This window comes from Pauljensenia sp. UMB3104, from assembly GCF_030217285.1.
Taxonomy (GTDB): Bacteria; Actinomycetota; Actinomycetes; order Actinomycetales; family Actinomycetaceae; genus Pauljensenia.
Genome location: NZ_JASONN010000006.1, coordinates 81180 through 98484 on the forward strand (window position 1 = coordinate 81180; position 17305 = coordinate 98484).

Below are 17305 nucleotides of genomic sequence, written 5' to 3' on the forward strand. Positions count from 1 at the left end.
CCAGCCCCGACGGGTCAGTCGTGGGGGTGCCGCAGTTCCTCAAGCGCGGCCTCGAGATCGGCCGGGTACGGGCTGGACACGCTCATCGGCATCCCGGTGCGCGGGTGCGCGAAACCAAGGCGCACCGCGTGCAACCACTGACGGGTGAGTCCCAAGCGCTCTGCCTGCGTGGGGTCGGCACCGTAGAACGTGTCACCCACGCACGGATGCCCGACAGCCGCCATGTGCACGCGGATCTGGTGGGTACGTCCCGTCTCGAGGTGCACCTCGGTGAGCTGCGCGCCCGCCATGAGCTCAAGCGTGTCGTAGTGAGTGACCGCGCGCTTACCGCCGTCGATCACAGCCATGCGCCATTCGCGCGACGGATGACGCCCAATCGGGGCATCGATCGTGCCCGAGGCTGGGTCAAGATGCCCGGCCACGACCGCGTGGTACACCTTCTCGATCGTGCGTTCCTTGAAGGCCCGCTTCATGACCGTGTAAGCGAGCTCGGACTTGGCGACCATCATCGCACCCGACGTGCCCACGTCGAGGCGGTGAACGATCCCCTGGCGCTCGGGAGGGCCGTAGCTCGTGATGCGGTATCCCGCGGCCTCCAGGTTGCCCAGGACCGTGGGGCCTTCCCACCCCGGTCCGGTATGCGCGGCGACACCGACCGGCTTATCGACGACGACGATGTCCTCGTCGTCGTACAGAATCGTCATGTCGGTGACCGGGGTCGGCTTATTCTCGGGTTCCGGGATCGTCACCTCGATGATGTCGAGGGCTCCGAGGCGATCCGATTTCCCCGCAGCAACGCCATTAATGAGAACGTGCCCCTCCCCCGCCAACTCCGCGCAGCGCGAGCGCGACAGCCCGAGCATGCGGGCCAGCGCGGCGTCGACCCGCTCACCCACCAGCGCATCGGGCACGGGCAGCATGCGTGAGCTCACTGCGACTCCTCCTTCGAGGGTTCTCGCGAGAGCGCGAGCGCGAGCAGCGGCGCTCCCAGGACGATCCAGATATCGGCGACGTTGCCGACGAACCAGGTGCCGTAGGCGATGAAGTCGGTGACGTGGCCGATGCCGAAGCCGGGCTCAGCCGTCAGCCTGTCAATGAGGTTTCCGACGGCTCCACCCGCCAGCAGCGCGATCGCCAGCAGCGTCGAAGCGCGGTGCACACGGCGAGCGAGCACCGCGAGCACACCGATGATGACGACGGTGAAAATCGTGAGAATCCAGGTCTTCCCAGCCGCGAACGAGAACGCGGCACCCGAGTTATGAACGAGCCTGAGCGAAAGCCACTGCCCGATCACGGGAATCGTATCCGAGCCGTCAAGGGCGGTGCGCGCCCACAGCTTCGACGCCTGGTCAGTGATAATCGCGGCCGCGAACACGAGGCCCGCGTAGATCCACGTCGAACGAGTGCGGATCGGGTGGGAGGAGTCAGCCATGGTTCCCTATCTTAAACGAGCGGCGGCGGCGCACCACGAAGTGCACCGCCGCCGAAAAGCGATTGCGATCAGTTCTCGCCGTTGCCGACCTCGTTGAGGAGGGTCTCGAGGTGGCTGCGCAGGTTCGTGCGGTATTCGGCCTCGAAGGTACGCAGACCGTTGATCTTGTTCTCGAGCAGCTCGCGCTCCTGGTCGAGCTGGGAGAGCAGCGAGTCCTTCTGCTTCTGAGCGTCGGCGATGATCTTCTCGCGCTCGGCGTTGGCCTCGGCGATGATCTTCGCGCTCTGCTCTTCGCCGTCGCGCACGTACTCGTCGTGGACGCGCTGAGCGAGAGCCAGCATCGAGGTGGCAGACTCCGCATCCTGCGGGCCGGTGAGGGCAGCGGCAGGAGCCGGGGTCTCGACGGCCGGAGCCGCAACGGGGGCGGGGGTCTCGGCGGGGGTGAAGTCGGAGTTGGACAGCTCGGCAACGCGACGCTCCGCAGCCTCGAGCTTCTCCTTCAGATCCTGGTTCTCCATCTGCAGGGAGTAGATGGTGGAGACAACCTCATCGAGGAACTCATCAACCTCGTCCTGGTCGTAACCCTCGCGGAACTTGACGTACTGGAACTTCTTGTTGAGGACATCCTCGGTAGTGAGCAGGGCCATTTCTTCGCCTCTCGGTCGTTTCGATTGGACGCGCGGAACCCGCACGCCTGGACGACCGGGAAGGCCGCCCGCTATCACGTCACGAAAATAATAACTGAAATTGTCACACTAGCAACATCCATCACGAGAAGAGGTCCAATTTTGTGGGGCCTCTCATCTCGAGATTTGATGGCTACAGGCTCATGAAGTAGAGAACATTCGCCAAGCGCTGCGCAACGATAAGGACCAGGAATAACACCATGAAACCGACATCAATCGCCATCCCGCCGCCGATGCGCAGGGGTGGAATAAAGCGGCCAATCCAACGGATCGGAGGGTCGGTCAACGCGTACAGCGCATTCGCAGCGACAAGCAAAATTCCGCTGGGACGCCATCCGCGCGCGAAAAACTGAACCCAGTCCAGAATGACGCGCGCAAACAGCACCATCATGTACAGGTTGATGAGGACACTCAGTCCCCACCCAAACCAGCCGAGGACGATCACGAAGATTCTCAGCCCTGGTTGTAGAGGGAACCGCGGCGTCCCGACGTGTTATCGCCCTGCACCTCGACCGAGGCCGGGGACAGGAGGAAGACACGGTTCGTCACGCGCTCGATCACACCATGCAGGCCGAAGGTCAGACCGGCAGCAAAGTCGACGAGACGACGGGCCTCTTCCTCACCCATGTCGGTGAGGTTGATGATGACGGGCGTGCCATCGCGAAACGCCTCGCCGATCGTGACGGCATCAGAGTAAGCAGTCGGGTGGATCGTCACGATACGCGTGAGATCCTCGACGGGCTCTTCGCGACGAATGCTCGTCAGGGTCGGACGGGACACAGGAGTAATGTCGGCCACGGGTGCCACCTCTTCCACCTCATCGAATACTTCGAATTCATCGATGGGCTCCTCGGGTGAGTACCAGCCCATGAACTTACGTGCGCGTGCACCGAACGACTCGCTCATTGTTCCTCCTTCAGCCGATGCATAGCCACAAGCTACAGTTCCCCGAGGGCATCAACCCGCACCCAGCTCGGCGCGTCGCGAGGAGGCAGCCGGCGAGACTCATCACGAGCCATCTACCGACGAGGCCGGAGCTCGCCACGGCACGGCGATGACACCCCGACGAGGCATGCGTGAACGTCACGCGGGAATGATAACGAGCGCCTGACGACCGCATGAGGGGTCGGCGCGATAGGAGAACAGGCCAGAGTCTTCGAGCGTGCACCGTTCATCGATATCGACCCGAACACCCAAGTCCGTCAGAGATGTGGCGGCAGCGTGCGGAAGATCGAGGGCCGGGGTTCCCCACGACGTGCGCCCACGAATCCCAGGCATCAGTCCCTCACTCGCCGCGGCCATGTCTGCGGGGACCTCGTAGCAGCGCCCACAGATAGCCGGACCAATGAGCGCGTCAAGAGGACCATCAACGAGGGCACGTATGCGCTGAGCGGCGCGCGCGAGTATCCCTCCGAGGAGCCCACGCCTGCCCGCGTGAACAGCGGCGACGACCTGCCCGGACGCGGCAGAGAAGACAACGGGCAGACAGTCAGCGGTCTGCACGGCGAGAGCAGGCGCATCCGAGCAGCCGCGGGCATCGATGACAATGCCGTCCGCGTCGACGGGACCCCACTCCCCCGCAGCTGGCCGATCAAGCGCATGCTCGCTATCCACGCTCCAGGGCACACCGCCGCGTACCTGCAGGAGCTCGACACGAGTCGAGTGCGTTTGATCCATCCAGACAACATCGCGCCCCAACGCGGCCGCAAGCGCGCGCCGACGTTCGCGCACGAGGGAGGGATCATCACCCACATGCAATCCAACATTGCCGCATAGCGCACCGGTGCCCGGGTCCACCTCGGTGAGGTGAACCCGGGCACCGGCCCAGATTTTGTCAGCCATCAGCGCAGGAAGGGCGGAATGTCCAGCTCTTCCTTCTCGGGGGCCTCAGGGTAGACGCGAGGCACCTCGAAGGAGTGCTCGGACTCGGACTCCTCGTACTCCACTGCGGCAGGCGCCTCGACGGGAGCCGGGGCAACCTCGCGCACCGGAGCGGCGACGTCCGCACGATGCTGAGGGCGACGGGTCGACACCTGGCTAATGCGGGTCGTCTCAGCGGCGGGAGCCTTTGCCTCGGGGGCAGCGGGACGCTGCTGAGCGACGGGAGCTGCAACGCGCGCAGCAGAAGGACGCGACATCTGGGTGTCGGCCACATCGTCGAAGCCAGCGGCGATAACCGTGACACGAATCTCATCACCGAGAGCATCATCGATGACATTACCGAAGATGATGTTCGCCTCGGGGTGGGCGGCTTCACGCACAAGCTGCGAGGAGGCGAAGACCTCCTGCAGGCTGAGGTCCGAGCCACCCTGGAAGAACATAAGGACGCCGTGCGCACCGTCGATCGACGCCTCAAGCAGCGGCGAGGAAATCGCGCTCTCAACAGCGCGCAGGGCACGATCTTCGCCGGTCGCAGCGCCGATACCCATGAGCGCCGAGCCCGCATCCTTCATGACCGACTTGACGTCGTTGAAGTCCACGTTGATCAGACCCGGGGTCGTGATCAGTTCGGTGATGCCCTGGACGCCCGACAGGAGGACCTGGTCGGCCGCGCGGAAGGCGTCGAGCACAGAGATGTTCGCGTCAGAGATTTCCAGAAGACGGTCGTTCGGGATGACGATCAGAGTGTCGACCTCTTCGCGCAGGGTCGTCACGCCACCCTCGGCCTGAGCGGCACGGCGGTTACCCTCGAAGGAGAAGGGGCGAGTCACAACGCCGACGGTGAGCGCACCCGCATCGCGAGCGATCTTGGCGACAACAGGGGCCGCACCCGTACCGGTGCCACCACCCTCACCGGCGGTCACGAAGACCATGTCCGCACCCTCAAGCGCAGCAGTGATCTCCTCGATATGATCCTCGGCAGCCTTACGGCCGACCGCGGGGTCCGCTCCGGCGCCAAGGCCGTGCGTCAGTTCGCGGCCAATGTCGAGCTTCGTCTCAGCGTCAGACATGAGCAGAGCCTGCGCGTCAGTGTTGACCGCGATGAACTCAACGCCCTTGAGGCCGACCTCGATCATTCGGTTCACGGCGTTGACTCCGCCGCCGCCGACGCCGACGACCTTGATCACTGCCAGGTGGTTTTGCGGTGTCGCCATGGATGTCTCCCTTGCATCAGACCCTCAACCTTTAGTTGAAGGTTGATGTTTAATGTGCTTCGTGTCGGAAAGAAATTAGGGGTCCGCGAGCAATCCTTCAAGCCAACACGCGGACAACAAAGAAGGCTTAACTGGTCACAGGGTGATTCGGCGATGACACGTCGTAGGTCGTCGCCTTGACATTCGCCAGTAATGTCGCGAGCACACGCGCCTTCTGAGGGGCATCAGCATTCGTTCCCCACTTGACACTCTGCCCGCCGCTCAGCGTGAAACTCACCTGTGCACCCGTCGACGTGACAGTGGCTACCTGAGAGCGTGTCTCGTCGTCCAAAGCACCAAGCGCCGACGCGACGTCGGCCGCTCCCACGCTGCGGTCTTCCGGCAAAGTCACCAACGGGTAGGAGCCCGCGCTCGCGACCTGTTGGAACGCCACGCCCTGGTCATCCACCAGCTGGTAGCCGCCGGGAACAGCCTCCGCGGCCATCGGGGTACGCATGGTCACCGAGATGCGCAGGCTCGTCGGCCAACGCCTCGAGACGGTCGCCGAACGTACTGCCACGTTTGATTCGACGGCCCGTGCGACCGCGGACGTGCTCAGGCGCGTCAGTGGCACTCCTTCAAAAGACGCAATCGATGAGCGCACAGAGTCAGCCGTCACGAGTGTTCCGTCTTCACCCGAGACCACGACCGAGGACGAAGAGAACGCAAACACCGGGGAGAAGAACGCTACCCAGGCGGCACCGCCAGCCACGGCAAGCGTCACAACCACCAGCGCAATACGACGCACGAGGAGCATGCGACGCGCGCGGTGACGCTCGCGGAGCCGGTCTCCCAGATCCGTGGTTTCCTCGCCTCCGAGCAGGGACGCGGCATCGGCGACGGGCTGTGGCCGATCAACCGCCGAGCGAGCGCGACGGCGCTCCACCAGCGACACGGGACGTCGCTTCGATTCCTCGGTGTCGCTTGTCACCTCGTCCTCGGGCACCGCAGCGATAATCTCATCGAAAGAGCGGGCGGTCGACGAGGCACCCCCCTCCGCGCGCGGCGGGCGCTCCTCACGAGGTCGATGCCCTCCCGGACGTCTCGGCGAAGGCGGCCTCATGCCTCCATTCGCTTCCACTCATCCAGCACGTCGGACGCGCAGCGAGTGATTGAACCGGCGCCCATCGTGACGCACACGCCACCCTCGGGGGTCAGTGAGGCAGCCAGGCGGGCAGCCTCGTGCATGTCCTCGACGTAGGACGCGCCCTCAATGCGCGAAGAGATCAACGAGGAGTCAACACCGGGCTCGGGATCCTCACGGGCCCCATAGATGCCCGCCAGGACGACATGATCCGCGCCCGACAGTGCCTGCGCGAAGCGCTCAGCGAAAATGCGCGTGCGCGAGTACAGGTGCGGCTGGAAGACCACGGTCACCTCGCCGTCGCCAGCGACGACGTGCGCCTCACGAATCGCAGCCTCCACCTCGGTCGGGTGATGAGCGTAGTCGTCGAACAGACGGCGCGTACCGACCTGACCGCGGGCCTCAAAGCGACGGGCCGCGCCCGTGAACTCACCCAGGCCGTCAGCGATGGCCTGAGGCTCCAGCCCACACTCGATGCCGGCTACCCACGCAGCGGCCGCATTCAGGACGTTATGCTCGCCAGGCACACTCAGCGCCAGCGACGCGCGACGCTCTCCCCACGTCAGCGTCGCGCCAGCCCCGTGAGCTTCCACGTGCACGTCGGAGATCACGACATCGGGATCACGCAGCGACCGATCCGCACGCCCGTACGTCACGACGCGCAGCCCCTCGGCGCGGGCGGCGTCCGCGAGACGAACCGCCCCCTCGTCCTCCGCGCAGGTCACCAGCAGGCCGTCGGGGACCAGTCTCCGCGCAAACTCAACGAAAATCTCCTCGAACTCCTGACGCGAGTGGTACCGATCCAGGTGATCAGGCTCAACGTTCGTCACGATCTCGATCGCAGGGGTGTAGTTCAGGAACGAACCATCCGACTCGTCGGCCTCGGCGACGAACACATCCCCGCCGCCCAGGTGCGCACCGGTACCCAGCTGGGGCAAAACGCCACCCACGGCCACCGACGGATCCAGCCCGCACGCCGACAGCCCGATCGCCAGCATGCCGGACGTCGTCGTCTTTCCGTGCGCACCGGCGACGCCGATGAAACGCATACCCGAAGCCGCCAGCGCGAGAGCCTGCGACCGGTGAATCACCAGCTGACCGCGCTCGCGAGCAACCGCAAGCTCCGGGTTCTCCTCCCGGATCGCAGTCGACACGACGACCACCGCATTCGGGTCCACGTGCGAAGCCTCATGCCCAACGAAGACACGGACCCCCACCGAGCGCAAGTGGTCAAGAACCGCCGAATCCTCGCGGTCCGAGCCCACCACGGTCGCACCACGCGACGCGAGCAGCTCGGCGACGACGCTCATGCCGGCGCCTCCGATGCCAAGCAGATGAAAACGATCCTGCAGCGTCGGCTCACTCATGGCCGCTCTCCTTCACCTGTTCCAGGGCCAGATCGGCCAGTGCACGAGCAGCACCCGCACGCCCCAGAGACTGCGAAGCAGCCGCCATGTCCGCCAAGCGGGCCGAACCCAGCAGGGGGAACACGTTGGAACGCACGAAGTCAGCCGTGAAGTCCTTATCGTCGATCAGCTGCGCGCCACCCGCAGCGACGTGGTCTGCGGCATTGAGGCGCTGCTCGCCATTTCCGATCGGCAGCGGCACGTAGATGCAGGGAAGGCCCAGGGCCTCCATCTCAGCCACGGTTCCCGCACCCGACCGACACACGACGAGGTCCGCGACGGCCAGCGCGTCCTCCATCGTCGTCAGGTAATCGATCACATGCCAGCGATCGGAGCACCCGGCAGCCTCAACAGCGGCGCGTACAGGCTCATCCTTCCCACGGCCCGTCAGGTGCACGACCTGCGCCCCCTCGGGCAGAGCATCCGCGGCACCGGTCATCGACTCGTTCACGTGCAGCGCACCCAGCGAGCCACCCGTGACGAGGAGCGTCGGAGCTTCGGGGTTCACACCCAGGCGCTCAGCGGCCTCACGGCGTGCCTGCGCGGCACCAGCCGCATCCTTTCGACTGCTCGCCAACGACGCGATCGCCGCACGCAGGGGAAGACCCGTCACGACAGTGCTGCCGCGCCGCGCGCTCAGAGGCGTCGACGGGAACGTCAGGGCCACAACTGCAGCATTGCGTGCACCCACCTTATTCGCGAGGCCAGGGCGCGCATTCTGCTCGTGAATAACGATCGGAACACCCGCGCGCTGAGCCGCAATGTACGCGGGCGTCGACACGTAGCCACCAAAGCCCACGAGGACATCAGCGCCCTCCAAGGCCTGCGCACACCGCTTCACTGCATCGACAAAGCGCGACGGCAGCGTGAAGAACGCGAGAGAAGGACGACGCGGCAACGGCACGCGGGGAATCTCCACCAGCGGGAAACCGGCAGGCGGAACCAAATCCGATTCCAAACCAGCCGCTGTCCCCAGAACCACGACCTCGGCGCCGCTCTCACGCAGCTGTGCCGCCGTCGCCAGCAGAGGATTCACGTGACCGGCGGTCCCGCCGCCAGCCATCACAACCTTGACCATAAGCGTCTCCTTTACGCGTGCGTAGCCCCAGTTTAGCGAGCCGCGCGCCTGCGGGGCGCCACGCGGGGGTCGCGCCCCGCCGATGCCTCGTCCGGTCGACCGATCATCCGCATACCGGCGCGGGCGCGCGCGAACGACGCCACGACCGCAACCGCGGTGATAGTAAACAGGAAGGACGATCCGCCGTAGGACACGAGCGGCAGTGGAACACCAATGACCGGGCCAAGGCCCGTCACCGATAGAACGTTAATGATCGTCTGCACCCCAATCCAGGAGGCAACACCCGAGGACACGGCGACGACGAACAGGTCCGAGGTCCCCCGCGCCACTCGGATCATGCCCCACACCAGCAGACCCAGACACACGAGGACAGCGAGCGTACCGAACAGGCCGAATTCCTCACCGACGATCGCGAAAATAAAGTCCGTGTGCGCCGCCTGCAGGTAATTCCACTTCTCACGCGACGCCCCGGGGCCGAGGCCAGTCAGGCCTCCCGACCCCAGCGCCCACAGCGAATGGTCAATCTGCTCGGGAGCAGACTCGTCCGGGCCCTTCGACGTGCCCGGCAGGATCGCAAGAATACGACGAATACGGGTCGGGTTCGACAGAACCAAGAGCACCAACGTGGGGACCGCGACCATGACGAGACCACCGAACCAGCGCTTGGGCAAGCCCGCGACCCACATGGCTCCCAGAGCACCCACCGCGACGACCATCGCGGTACCCATGTCTCGACCGAGCATCACCGCACCCAGCGCAATAAGAATCGGCAGGCCAACAGCAACAGCCATCGTGCGCAGGTCAGAGCGCTTCGACGCTGACTTCGAGACCATCAGCGCCAGGAACACAATAAGCGCGAGTTTCAGAAACTCCGACGGCTGGGCCATGATCGGCCCGAGCTTCACCCAGTTCGCGTTGCCGCCCTCGGACCGGCCGAGCGGGCTGAGCACCAGTGTCTGGAAGCCGAGGGCGCCCACGAACATCACCGGCGCAATGAAGACGAACCAGCGCTGCGGCACCAGCTGAACGACCATCGCGATCAGCAGCGAGACAACGATAATGAGAAGTGGACGGGCATACGCCGTGTACGGGTTCTCCCCCTGCGCGATCGACGTGACCGTCTGCGCGGAAAAGCCCATGACGAGGCCGAAAACCGACAGCACGATGGCCGGAAGGACGACGAGATAGTACGTCATCACCGGGTCCTCGTGACGCTCCTGGCCAGACCCGAAACGGATCCGAGGCAGCGTCACCGTCGGGATATGCCACCCGCGCTTATTCGTCGCCACCGGCGCTCCCCCACTGGGCGGCCAGACGCGAGACTGCGTCCGCGAACGCGTCGCCACGCTGACCGTAATTGTCGAACTGATCCCAGGACGCACACGCGGGTGCGAGCACAACAGTGTCGCCCGGCATGGAGAGCGCCACGGCCTCATTCACGACCGAAAACATCCAATCCTCGTGTCCATCGACCTCGACGAAAGGCACCTTCGGAGCCCCGTCCGACAGCGCGGCGACCAGGGCATGACGGTCCTCGCCGATCACAACGACGCCCCGCAGGGTCGGCTCGACCTGCTTGATGAGCTCCGTGAAATCCTGCCCCTTTGCGTCGCCACCGACGATCCAGATCGCGCTGCGCGGAGGTAGTCCGGCGAGCGAGGCCCGCGCCGCATGCGCGTTCGTCGCCTTCGAGTCGTCCACCCAGGTCAGATCCGCCACATGGGCGATGACCGCTCGGCGATGCCCGGCGGGACGGAAAGAGCGAAGCCCCGCTTCCACGGCCTCGGGCTCGACGCCGTACGCACGTGCGAGAGCGGCAGCGGCAAGCGCATCACTCAAAGCAGCAGCCGACGGGTGAGGCCCGTAGGCGCCCGACAGATCCGACACGTGTGCGAGGGCGACCGCCTGCCGAGCGCGGTTCTCGACGAAAGCGCGGTCGACGAGGAGTCCCTCAACAATGCCGAACTGCGACACCGACGGGGCACCGAGCGTCACGCCGATGGCACGCGCACCCTCGACGACGTCGGCGTTCTCCACCATGGCCTCGACGGTACGATCGGATGCCGGGTACACGCACGCCTTCACCGTGTTCTCGTACACGCGAGCCTTATCCGCCGCGTAGGCCTCAACGCTGCCATGCCAGTCCAGGTGATCCGCGTCCACATTCAGACACATCGACGCCAGAGGCGAGACTGTCCGCGCCGTGTGCAGCTGGAAGCTGGACAGCTCGACAGCAAACACCTCGGCATCGGAGTCGATCGCGCGCGTGATCGGAGTACCGATATTACCGACCTCTTCCACCTTCACACCCGCACAGCGCAGAATCGCTCCGAGCATCCCCACGGTGGTGGTCTTGCCGTTCGTGCCGGTCACCGTCAACCACGGGCGACCCGCGTGCGGCCCCTCCTCCTGGAGACGCCAGGCGAGTTCCACCTCTCCCCACAGGTCGATACCGGCATCCTCACAGGCGCGGAACACCGGGTGGTGCGCGGGCACGCCCGGAGACACGACGACGAGGTCGGGGCCCGCCTCGACGATCGCGTCGACGAGGGCGTTCGGATCCTCCTGAACACAGACCTCAACGTCAGCGACATCATCGAAGAACAGCGACTGTCCGCCGCGCGCGTCAAACGCGCGCACCTGCCAGTCGCGGGCGAGCAGCGCGCCCGCCGCACCCTGACCGGACTTACCCCAGCCGACGACAGCAGCGAGACGACTCATCGACGCGACACCCACTCCGCATAGAAGATACCCGCACCGGCAACCGCAACAATCGCGGCAATCAGCCAGAAACGGATCACGATCGTGACTTCCTTCCAGCCGAGTAGCTCGAAGTGATGGTGGAGCGGTGCCATCCGGAAGACACGTTTACCGGTGGCTTTAAAGACGCCGATCTGGATGACATCCGAGAGAACAACCGCGACGAACAGGCCTCCCACGATGACGGCGAGCAGCTCGGTCTGCGTGAGCATCGACAGGCCGGCGACAGCGCCACCAAGCGCGAGAGCACCCGTGTCGCCCATGAAGATCTGAGCGGGCGACGCGTTCCACCACAGGAAGCCCGCCAGCGCGCCAATGAGAGCGGCACAGAAAATCGCAAGGTCAAGGGGGTCACGCGTCGAGTAGCAGTTCGATTGATTCGCCCCGAGCTGCGTGCACGCCTGAATGCGCTGGAAGTACGTGATGAAGGTATACGCGCCGAACACGAAGATGGAGACACCCGCCGCCAGACCGTCCAGGCCATCGGTCAGGTTCGTCGCATTCGACCACGCCGTCACAATGAGATTCGTCCAGATCAGATACAGGACGACACCCACACCGAGCCCCGCAAAGCCCAACGTCAAGGCCGTGGGCCGCGCGAAGGAAATCTCGAGTGTTCCGGCATATTCGCCGAACTCGTTCGGCATGATGAGGGTTCCCAGCGCAAAGAGTGATGCGACGGCAACCTGGCCGATAATTTTGCCCGACGGGTGCAAACCGAGAGAACGCTGGCGCATAATCTTGATGCCGTCATCAAGCAGTCCGATGACGCCCAAGCCCACAAACAGGAACACGAGGAGCAGGCCGGACCACGACGGTCCGGCACCGGCGACCAGCGAACCAATCAGCCAGGCAACCACGGTCGCCAGAATGATGACAACGCCGCCCATTGTCGGCGTGCCACGCTTGGTCAAGTGCTGGGTGGGCCCATCCTGGCGGATGAACTGACCGTACTGGTGCAACACCAGGAAGCGGATGAGCAGCGGCGTGCACGTCACTGACAGCGCCATGGCGATAATGAACGCCGCGATAAGTCCAATCACCGGTTCGTTCCCTTCTCTCGCAGGATGTCTGCGACCTGCCACGAATGTGACCCGTAGGAGCCTTTGACCAGGATGACGGCGCCATCCTCGGCGTGTTCGATCGCCAGGCGCGCGGCCTGCTCGGGATCCGACGCGACCTCACGATGGGCCACACCCGGGGCCCCCTCTAAATAGTAGTGGGCATCCGTCCCCAGGCCAATGAGCGTGTCCACGCCCGCATCCTCGATCATGGCTCCCACCTGCTCGTGCAACGACTGCGAGTCATCGCCCAGCTCCAGCATTTCGCCGAGCACCGCAATGGTATGCGCGTCCGAGCCGATCGAGGCCAGGGCTGCGATTCCGGCACGCATCGAATCCAGGTTGGCGTTGTACGAATCGTCGATGAGGGTGAGTGCACAGCCCTGAACCGTGAGCTCATGAACGTCCATGCGATGAGGGCTCAACGCACGCGCATTCGACAAGACACTAGCCACTGTTTCCAGGTTAACCCCGAGCGTCAGGGCACCGGCTGCGGCAGCTAAGGCGTTCGCCACGTGGTGGCGACCCACAATCTTCAGGTCAATGCGCGCCTCGCCCTGAGGCGCCACGAGCGTGAAGGAAGCGCGGTCGGCGCGGTCGAGGCGCACGTCGACTGCCCGCACATCGGCGCGGGGATTACCCGAGGCGGAGAAGCGGATAATCTGCCCCGTCGCCAGAGGCGCCATGGCCTCAACATTCGGGTCATCAGTGTTGAGAATGACGGGGCCACCCGGACGCATCCCCTTGATGAGTTCAGCCTTCGCGGCGGCAACGCCTTCGAAACCGCCGAAGCCACCCACGTGGGCGTGCCCCACGCACAGCTCGATGGCAACGTCCGGGGACACGATATTCGTCAGGTAGGTGATGTGGCCGGGACCCGATGCACCCATCTCGAGGACGAGGTGGCGCGTCGATTCATCGGCCAGGAGCACCGTCAACGGCAGGCCGACCTCATTGTTGAACGAGAGCTTGGGGGCCACCGTCGGCCCGTCCTCGCTCATGATCTGCAGCAGCAGATCCTTCGTCGTCGTCTTACCCACAGATCCCGTCATCGCGATGACATCGAGGCCTCCCCCGCTGCGCAGCTTCTCGACGTGCGCGTGAGCCAGGGCACCGAGTGCCTCGGTCGAATCCTTGACGACAATCTGAGCCACGGCCTCGTCGACCTCGTGTTCGACGATCACAGCGACGGCACCGCGCGCCACCGCCCCTGCAACGAACGTGTGCCCGTCGGCGGCCTCGCCGCGGCGCGCAATGTAGAGCGATCCCTCGGCTGCTTCGCGCGAGTCGGTGACCACCGGGCCTGTCACGAGCACATCGGGGCCAACCAGGCGACCCGACACTGCCTCAGCAATCCATTGTGCTGACGTCTGCATGTTCTACTCCTTCAGACTCACGGCGTCGTCGGATACAGGTTAGCGGACGACGTGGAGGCGGGGATACCCAGGTTGCCGACAGCGGTACGCGCAATGTCGCCAAACAGCGGAGCCGAGGAATCAGATGAGACCGACGCCACCCTCGGGTTGTACAGCACGACGGCGATCGCGAGGCGCGGCGCATCCGCGGGAATAATGCCGGCAGTCGTGGAGACGAGGCCGGACGCGCCATCGATGATCGTCTCAGCGGTACCGGTCTTCACACCCACGCGGTAGCCGGGCACCTTCGCGGCACCAGCGGTACCCAGATCGTCCTCGACGACGGATTCCATCATCGTGACCAGCTGCGAGGCAGCCGTCGCATCCATGGCCTGGACAGGCTGACTACCCTGTGGCACCTCAACTGTTCCATCCGCGTTCGTCCACGACTTCACAATGTGAGGCGCGATGCGCACTCCCCCGTTCGCGATCGTGGCGAGCGCCGAGGCCTCCTGCATCGCGGTAATCGCGTAGGCCTGACCGAACATCGTCACGTAGCGGTCACGGCCCTGCCACTGATCCGCACTGCGCAGCAGACCGGCGGACTCGCCGGGCAGCTCGACGCCCGTCTCCTCGCCAAACCCGAGAGCGCGCATCATCGCGTATCGCTGGTCGTCGCTCATCGTCTGGCCGATCAGGACAGTACCAGTGTTTGACGACTCCGCCAGAATGCCTGTCGCCGTCAGGGTTTCGCCGCCATGCTCGTGGAAGTCGGTGATAGGACCACCCGCGTCGGGAAGATCCAGCGCGTAAGGCACCTGGAAGACACTCGTCGGCGTGATCGTCCCCTGATTGAGAGCCGCCCCCACGGTCACGAGCTTGCCCACGGAGCCGGGCTCGAATGCGTCCTGAACCGCATGTACCTTCTGAGGGCTCGCATTGTCGGGCTCCTTGGAGTTCGAGTCCGCCATCACCAGCACATGACCTGTTGCCACGTCCTCAATGACGACCGCCCCCCAGTCGGCCTGGTGTTTCGTCACTCGCGCGTCGAGCAGTTCCTGAACCTGGTGTTGCAGGTCGGCATGCAGCGTCAGCTCCACATTGCCGCCGTTCTTCGGCTCAACAGTGGTCTTCTTACCGCCCGGCATCACCGCACCATTGGGCGCGATCTCGAAGGCCTGTGCGCCGGGCGTACCCGTCAGCAGCGTGTCGAACTGCGCCTCCATGCCCGAAGACCCCTGCCCTTCGGCGTTGACCGTCCCGATGACGGGCGCAGCAACATTGCCATTGGGGTACTCACGCTCAAAGACGGACTCCCACTCGATCCCGTAGATGTCGAGCTTACGGATCTCACGGTATGACACGGCATCCACGTTGCGCTTGATGTACACGTAGGTCGAGTCGCCCAGCATCATGCCGCCGAGCTCCGCCTCATTCATGCCGAGGATGGGGGCCAGGAGGCGCGCGGCCTCCGCAGGGCCACGGCCGACCTCGTTCCCGTCATCGTCACGGTGCACGAAGGATCGGATATTCACCTGGTTCACCGCAATGTCGTACGTCTGGATCGAGTTCGCCAGAACGACACCCGTGGCATCGGTGATCGTGCCACGCGCAGCGGCAACCTCCGTCGAGGAGGTACGCACACGCTGCCCCTGCGCCGCCAGCGACGGCCCTTCGATGATCTGCAGCTGAACCAGACGCACACCACAGATACACAGGGCACCAACAAGGATGCCCACGATCCATCGCGAACGCGTGATGACGGTATCCATCGGTACTCGCCTTCCGAGTTACTTCGCGGGAGTCCCAGCCTCGACGCTGCCGGTTTCAAGGGTGATGAAGCCCGACTTTCCGGCGGGCACCATGCCGTTCGCCTTCGCAGCCTTCTCAAGCTCCGTCGGCGAGGCCTTCCGATCCAGCTCCGCACGCATCGTCCACGACTGCGCCTCCAGCTCATTAAGAACCAGCTGCTGCTCACGGATCTCGAACGACGTCTGAGCCATGCGCGTATTGAGAACCATCGATGTGACGACGGAGGCCAGAGCGACGGCGACGAAAAGCATAAGGATCGCCGCGACCGAGCGCCGAGGACGAGTGCCCTCAACGATACGCAGCTCATGGGCCTCCTCGCGGCGCAGCTCGGGGCGCGCTGCGGGACGTGCCTTCGCGGTTGCTGCACTCATGAGAGGTCCTTCCATTCGCGGATGAGCTCCGCTCCGCGCAGTCGCACGGAAGCAGATCGGGGGTTGTGGTCTTGTTCGGCCTGATCGGCCCTGTTCGCGCCCTTTGTCAGCAGGCGCAGGCTGGGAGCCATCTCCTCAGGGATGATCGGCAGTCCGGGAGGAGCGCTGCTGGTCGAGCCGCGACGCAGCACGTCTTTGACTATCCGATCCTCGAGACTCTGGTAGGACTCCACGACCAGGCGCCCGCCTACCCTCAGACTTGCGAGGGCCCTCGGCAGAGCGCGTTCCAAGATGGTGAGCTCGTCATTGACAGCCACGCGCAACGCCTGGAACGTCCGCTTTGCCGGGTTACCGCCGGTGCGTCTCGCGGGGGCCGGGATGGCCTCGCGAATGATGTCGACGAGTTCCCCGGTGCGCGTGATCGGCGCAGTGTCGCGACGTCGGATGATGAGCCTGGCGATACGCGGCGCGAATTTCTCTTCGCCGTACGTGCGCAGGATTCGGATCAGTTCACCTTCCGAGGCAGTGGCAAGCAGATCAGCCGCGCTCTGCCCGGTGGTCGAATCCATCCTCATGTCGAGGGGCGAATCTTTGGAGTAGGCGAATCCGCGTTCAGCCTCGTCCAGCTGCAGGGAGGACACGCCCAGGTCCATGAGGACGCCATCCACGCGCGCCCCCTGTCCAAGTTGGTCTGCGACCGCCTCATCGATGTGGTCGTAGGTGGTGTGAACAGCTCGGAAGCGTGTCCCGAAACGCTCAAGACGCTCGGAGGCGAGAGCGATCGCCTGAGGGTCGCGGTCAATACCAATAACCGTCAGGTCCTCGAAGCGCTCGAGCGCCCCCTCCGTGTGACCACCCATGCCCAGCGTGCCGTCCACGAGAACCGCGCCGGGGCGCTGAATCGCGGGGGCAAGCATGTCGAGGCACTCGGCGAGGAGCACAGGCACGTGCCGCTCGCTCGCGGGGCGCGACGAATCGTGCACCGCCTGCGATGTTTCCACCATGTCGCGCCTCCTTTCGTGTGCCGACTGTCGTGTACTGGGTGTCCGATCCGTGCTTCCAGGTCCCCCACCGTGCTCCGCCACCGGGGAAGTGATGTCGGAACAGCGGGCGGAGACCTGAGAGC

General features: G+C 64.8%; 17 protein-coding genes. All 17 read right to left on the bottom strand.

Going from position 1 to position 17305, the window contains the following annotated elements:
• Positions 1-14: 14 nt before the first annotated feature.
• Positions 15-920, bottom strand: coding sequence for an RluA family pseudouridine synthase (locus QP415_RS04855; protein WP_034475686.1), 906 nt, complete (start codon positions 918-920; stop codon positions 15-17).
• Between the two features lie 8 nt (positions 921-928).
• Positions 929-1432: a signal peptidase II gene (gene lspA, locus QP415_RS04860; RefSeq protein ID WP_285099098.1), complete on the bottom strand. Its 504-nt coding sequence runs from the start codon at positions 1430-1432 to the stop codon at positions 929-931.
• A 68-nt stretch (positions 1433-1500) separates the two neighbouring features.
• Positions 1501-2079 (bottom strand): DivIVA domain-containing protein, encoded by a 579-nt coding sequence (locus tag QP415_RS04865; RefSeq protein WP_016461885.1) that lies wholly within the window; start codon positions 2077-2079, stop codon positions 1501-1503.
• A gap of 172 nt (positions 2080-2251) precedes the next feature.
• Positions 2252-2563: a YggT family protein gene (locus tag QP415_RS04870; protein WP_016461886.1), complete on the bottom strand. Its 312-nt coding sequence runs from the start codon at positions 2561-2563 to the stop codon at positions 2252-2254.
• An 8-nt stretch (positions 2564-2571) separates the two neighbouring features.
• The gene (locus tag QP415_RS04875; RefSeq protein ID WP_285099101.1) at positions 2572-3024 is read right to left on the bottom strand and encodes a cell division protein SepF; all 453 of its coding nucleotides are present in this window, start codon (positions 3022-3024) and stop codon (positions 2572-2574) included.
• Positions 3025-3201: 177 nt separating this feature from the next.
• Positions 3202-3960 carry a polyphenol oxidase family protein gene (locus tag QP415_RS04880; RefSeq protein WP_285099103.1) on the bottom strand — a complete coding sequence of 253 codons (759 nt, stop codon included), beginning with the start codon at positions 3958-3960 and terminating at the stop codon, positions 3202-3204.
• On the bottom strand, positions 3960-5213 hold the full coding sequence (ftsZ, locus tag QP415_RS04885) for a cell division protein FtsZ (RefSeq protein ID WP_016461889.1): 1254 nt from the start codon (positions 5211-5213) through the stop codon (positions 3960-3962). The genes QP415_RS04880 and ftsZ overlap by 1 nt, the downstream gene beginning before the upstream one ends.
• 127 nt (positions 5214-5340) lie before the next feature.
• Positions 5341-6315 carry a cell division protein FtsQ/DivIB gene (locus QP415_RS04890; protein WP_285099107.1) on the bottom strand — a complete coding sequence of 325 codons (975 nt, stop codon included), beginning with the start codon at positions 6313-6315 and terminating at the stop codon, positions 5341-5343.
• The gene (gene murC, locus QP415_RS04895) at positions 6312-7703 is read right to left on the bottom strand and encodes a UDP-N-acetylmuramate--L-alanine ligase (RefSeq protein ID WP_285099109.1); all 1392 of its coding nucleotides are present in this window, start codon (positions 7701-7703) and stop codon (positions 6312-6314) included. Before murC ends, QP415_RS04890 begins: the two co-directional genes overlap by 4 nt.
• Positions 7696-8820 carry an undecaprenyldiphospho-muramoylpentapeptide beta-N-acetylglucosaminyltransferase gene (murG, locus tag QP415_RS04900; RefSeq protein ID WP_285099111.1) on the bottom strand — a complete coding sequence of 375 codons (1125 nt, stop codon included), beginning with the start codon at positions 8818-8820 and terminating at the stop codon, positions 7696-7698. The genes murC and murG overlap by 8 nt, the downstream gene beginning before the upstream one ends.
• Before the next feature lie 32 nt (positions 8821-8852).
• Positions 8853-10109: an FtsW/RodA/SpoVE family cell cycle protein gene (locus QP415_RS04905; RefSeq protein ID WP_016461893.1), complete on the bottom strand. Its 1257-nt coding sequence runs from the start codon at positions 10107-10109 to the stop codon at positions 8853-8855.
• Positions 10096-11541 (bottom strand): UDP-N-acetylmuramoyl-L-alanine--D-glutamate ligase, encoded by a 1446-nt coding sequence (murD, locus tag QP415_RS04910; RefSeq protein ID WP_285099113.1) that lies wholly within the window; start codon positions 11539-11541, stop codon positions 10096-10098. Before murD ends, QP415_RS04905 begins: the two co-directional genes overlap by 14 nt.
• A complete protein-coding gene (gene mraY / locus QP415_RS04915; RefSeq protein WP_016461895.1) occupies positions 11538-12623 on the bottom strand; it encodes a phospho-N-acetylmuramoyl-pentapeptide-transferase in 1086 nt (361 codons plus the stop codon). The genes murD and mraY overlap by 4 nt, the downstream gene beginning before the upstream one ends.
• Complete coding sequence (locus QP415_RS04920) at positions 12620-14017, bottom strand: UDP-N-acetylmuramoyl-tripeptide--D-alanyl-D-alanine ligase (protein ID WP_285099115.1); 1398 nt, start codon at positions 14015-14017, stop codon at positions 12620-12622. Before QP415_RS04920 ends, mraY begins: the two co-directional genes overlap by 4 nt.
• Before the next feature lie 17 nt (positions 14018-14034).
• Positions 14035-15768, bottom strand: coding sequence for a peptidoglycan D,D-transpeptidase FtsI family protein (locus tag QP415_RS04925; RefSeq protein ID WP_285099116.1), 1734 nt, complete (start codon positions 15766-15768; stop codon positions 14035-14037).
• Positions 15769-15786: 18 nt separating this feature from the next.
• On the bottom strand, positions 15787-16179 hold the full coding sequence (locus QP415_RS04930; RefSeq protein WP_016461898.1) for a hypothetical protein: 393 nt from the start codon (positions 16177-16179) through the stop codon (positions 15787-15789).
• Entirely contained in the window at positions 16176-17183 is a 1008-nt protein-coding gene (rsmH, locus tag QP415_RS04935; RefSeq protein WP_285099118.1) for a 16S rRNA (cytosine(1402)-N(4))-methyltransferase RsmH, read from the bottom strand. The genes QP415_RS04930 and rsmH overlap by 4 nt, the downstream gene beginning before the upstream one ends.
• Positions 17184-17305 lie beyond the last annotated feature (122 nt).

Bases quoted from the DNA above. Each gene is read 5' to 3' on its own strand.
- lspA (WP_285099098.1), bottom strand. From the start codon at position 1,432: ATGGCTGACTCCTCCCACCCGATCCGCACTCGTTCGACGTGGATCTAC.
- QP415_RS04875 (WP_285099101.1), bottom strand. From the start codon at position 3,024: ATGAGCGAGTCGTTCGGTGCACGCGCACGTAAGTTCATGGGCTGGTAC.
- QP415_RS04865 (WP_016461885.1), bottom strand. From the start codon at position 2,079: ATGGCCCTGCTCACTACCGAGGATGTCCTCAACAAGAAGTTCCAGTAC.
- murG (WP_285099111.1), bottom strand. From the start codon at position 8,820: ATGGTCAAGGTTGTGATGGCTGGCGGCGGGACCGCCGGTCACGTGAAT.
- murD (WP_285099113.1), bottom strand. From the start codon at position 11,541: ATGAGTCGTCTCGCTGCTGTCGTCGGCTGGGGTAAGTCCGGTCAGGGT.
- ftsZ (WP_016461889.1), bottom strand. From the start codon at position 5,213: ATGGCGACACCGCAAAACCACCTGGCAGTGATCAAGGTCGTCGGCGTC.
- rsmH (WP_285099118.1), bottom strand. From the start codon at position 17,183: ATGGTGGAAACATCGCAGGCGGTGCACGATTCGTCGCGCCCCGCGAGC.
- QP415_RS04920 (WP_285099115.1), bottom strand. From the start codon at position 14,017: ATGCAGACGTCAGCACAATGGATTGCTGAGGCAGTGTCGGGTCGCCTG.
- QP415_RS04890 (WP_285099107.1), bottom strand. From the start codon at position 6,315: ATGAGGCCGCCTTCGCCGAGACGTCCGGGAGGGCATCGACCTCGTGAG.
- murC (WP_285099109.1), bottom strand. From the start codon at position 7,703: ATGAGTGAGCCGACGCTGCAGGATCGTTTTCATCTGCTTGGCATCGGA.
- QP415_RS04925 (WP_285099116.1), bottom strand. From the start codon at position 15,768: ATGGATACCGTCATCACGCGTTCGCGATGGATCGTGGGCATCCTTGTT.
- QP415_RS04880 (WP_285099103.1), bottom strand. From the start codon at position 3,960: ATGGCTGACAAAATCTGGGCCGGTGCCCGGGTTCACCTCACCGAGGTG.
- QP415_RS04930 (WP_016461898.1), bottom strand. From the start codon at position 16,179: ATGAGTGCAGCAACCGCGAAGGCACGTCCCGCAGCGCGCCCCGAGCTG.
- QP415_RS04855 (WP_034475686.1), bottom strand. From the start codon at position 920: ATGCTGCCCGTGCCCGATGCGCTGGTGGGTGAGCGGGTCGACGCCGCG.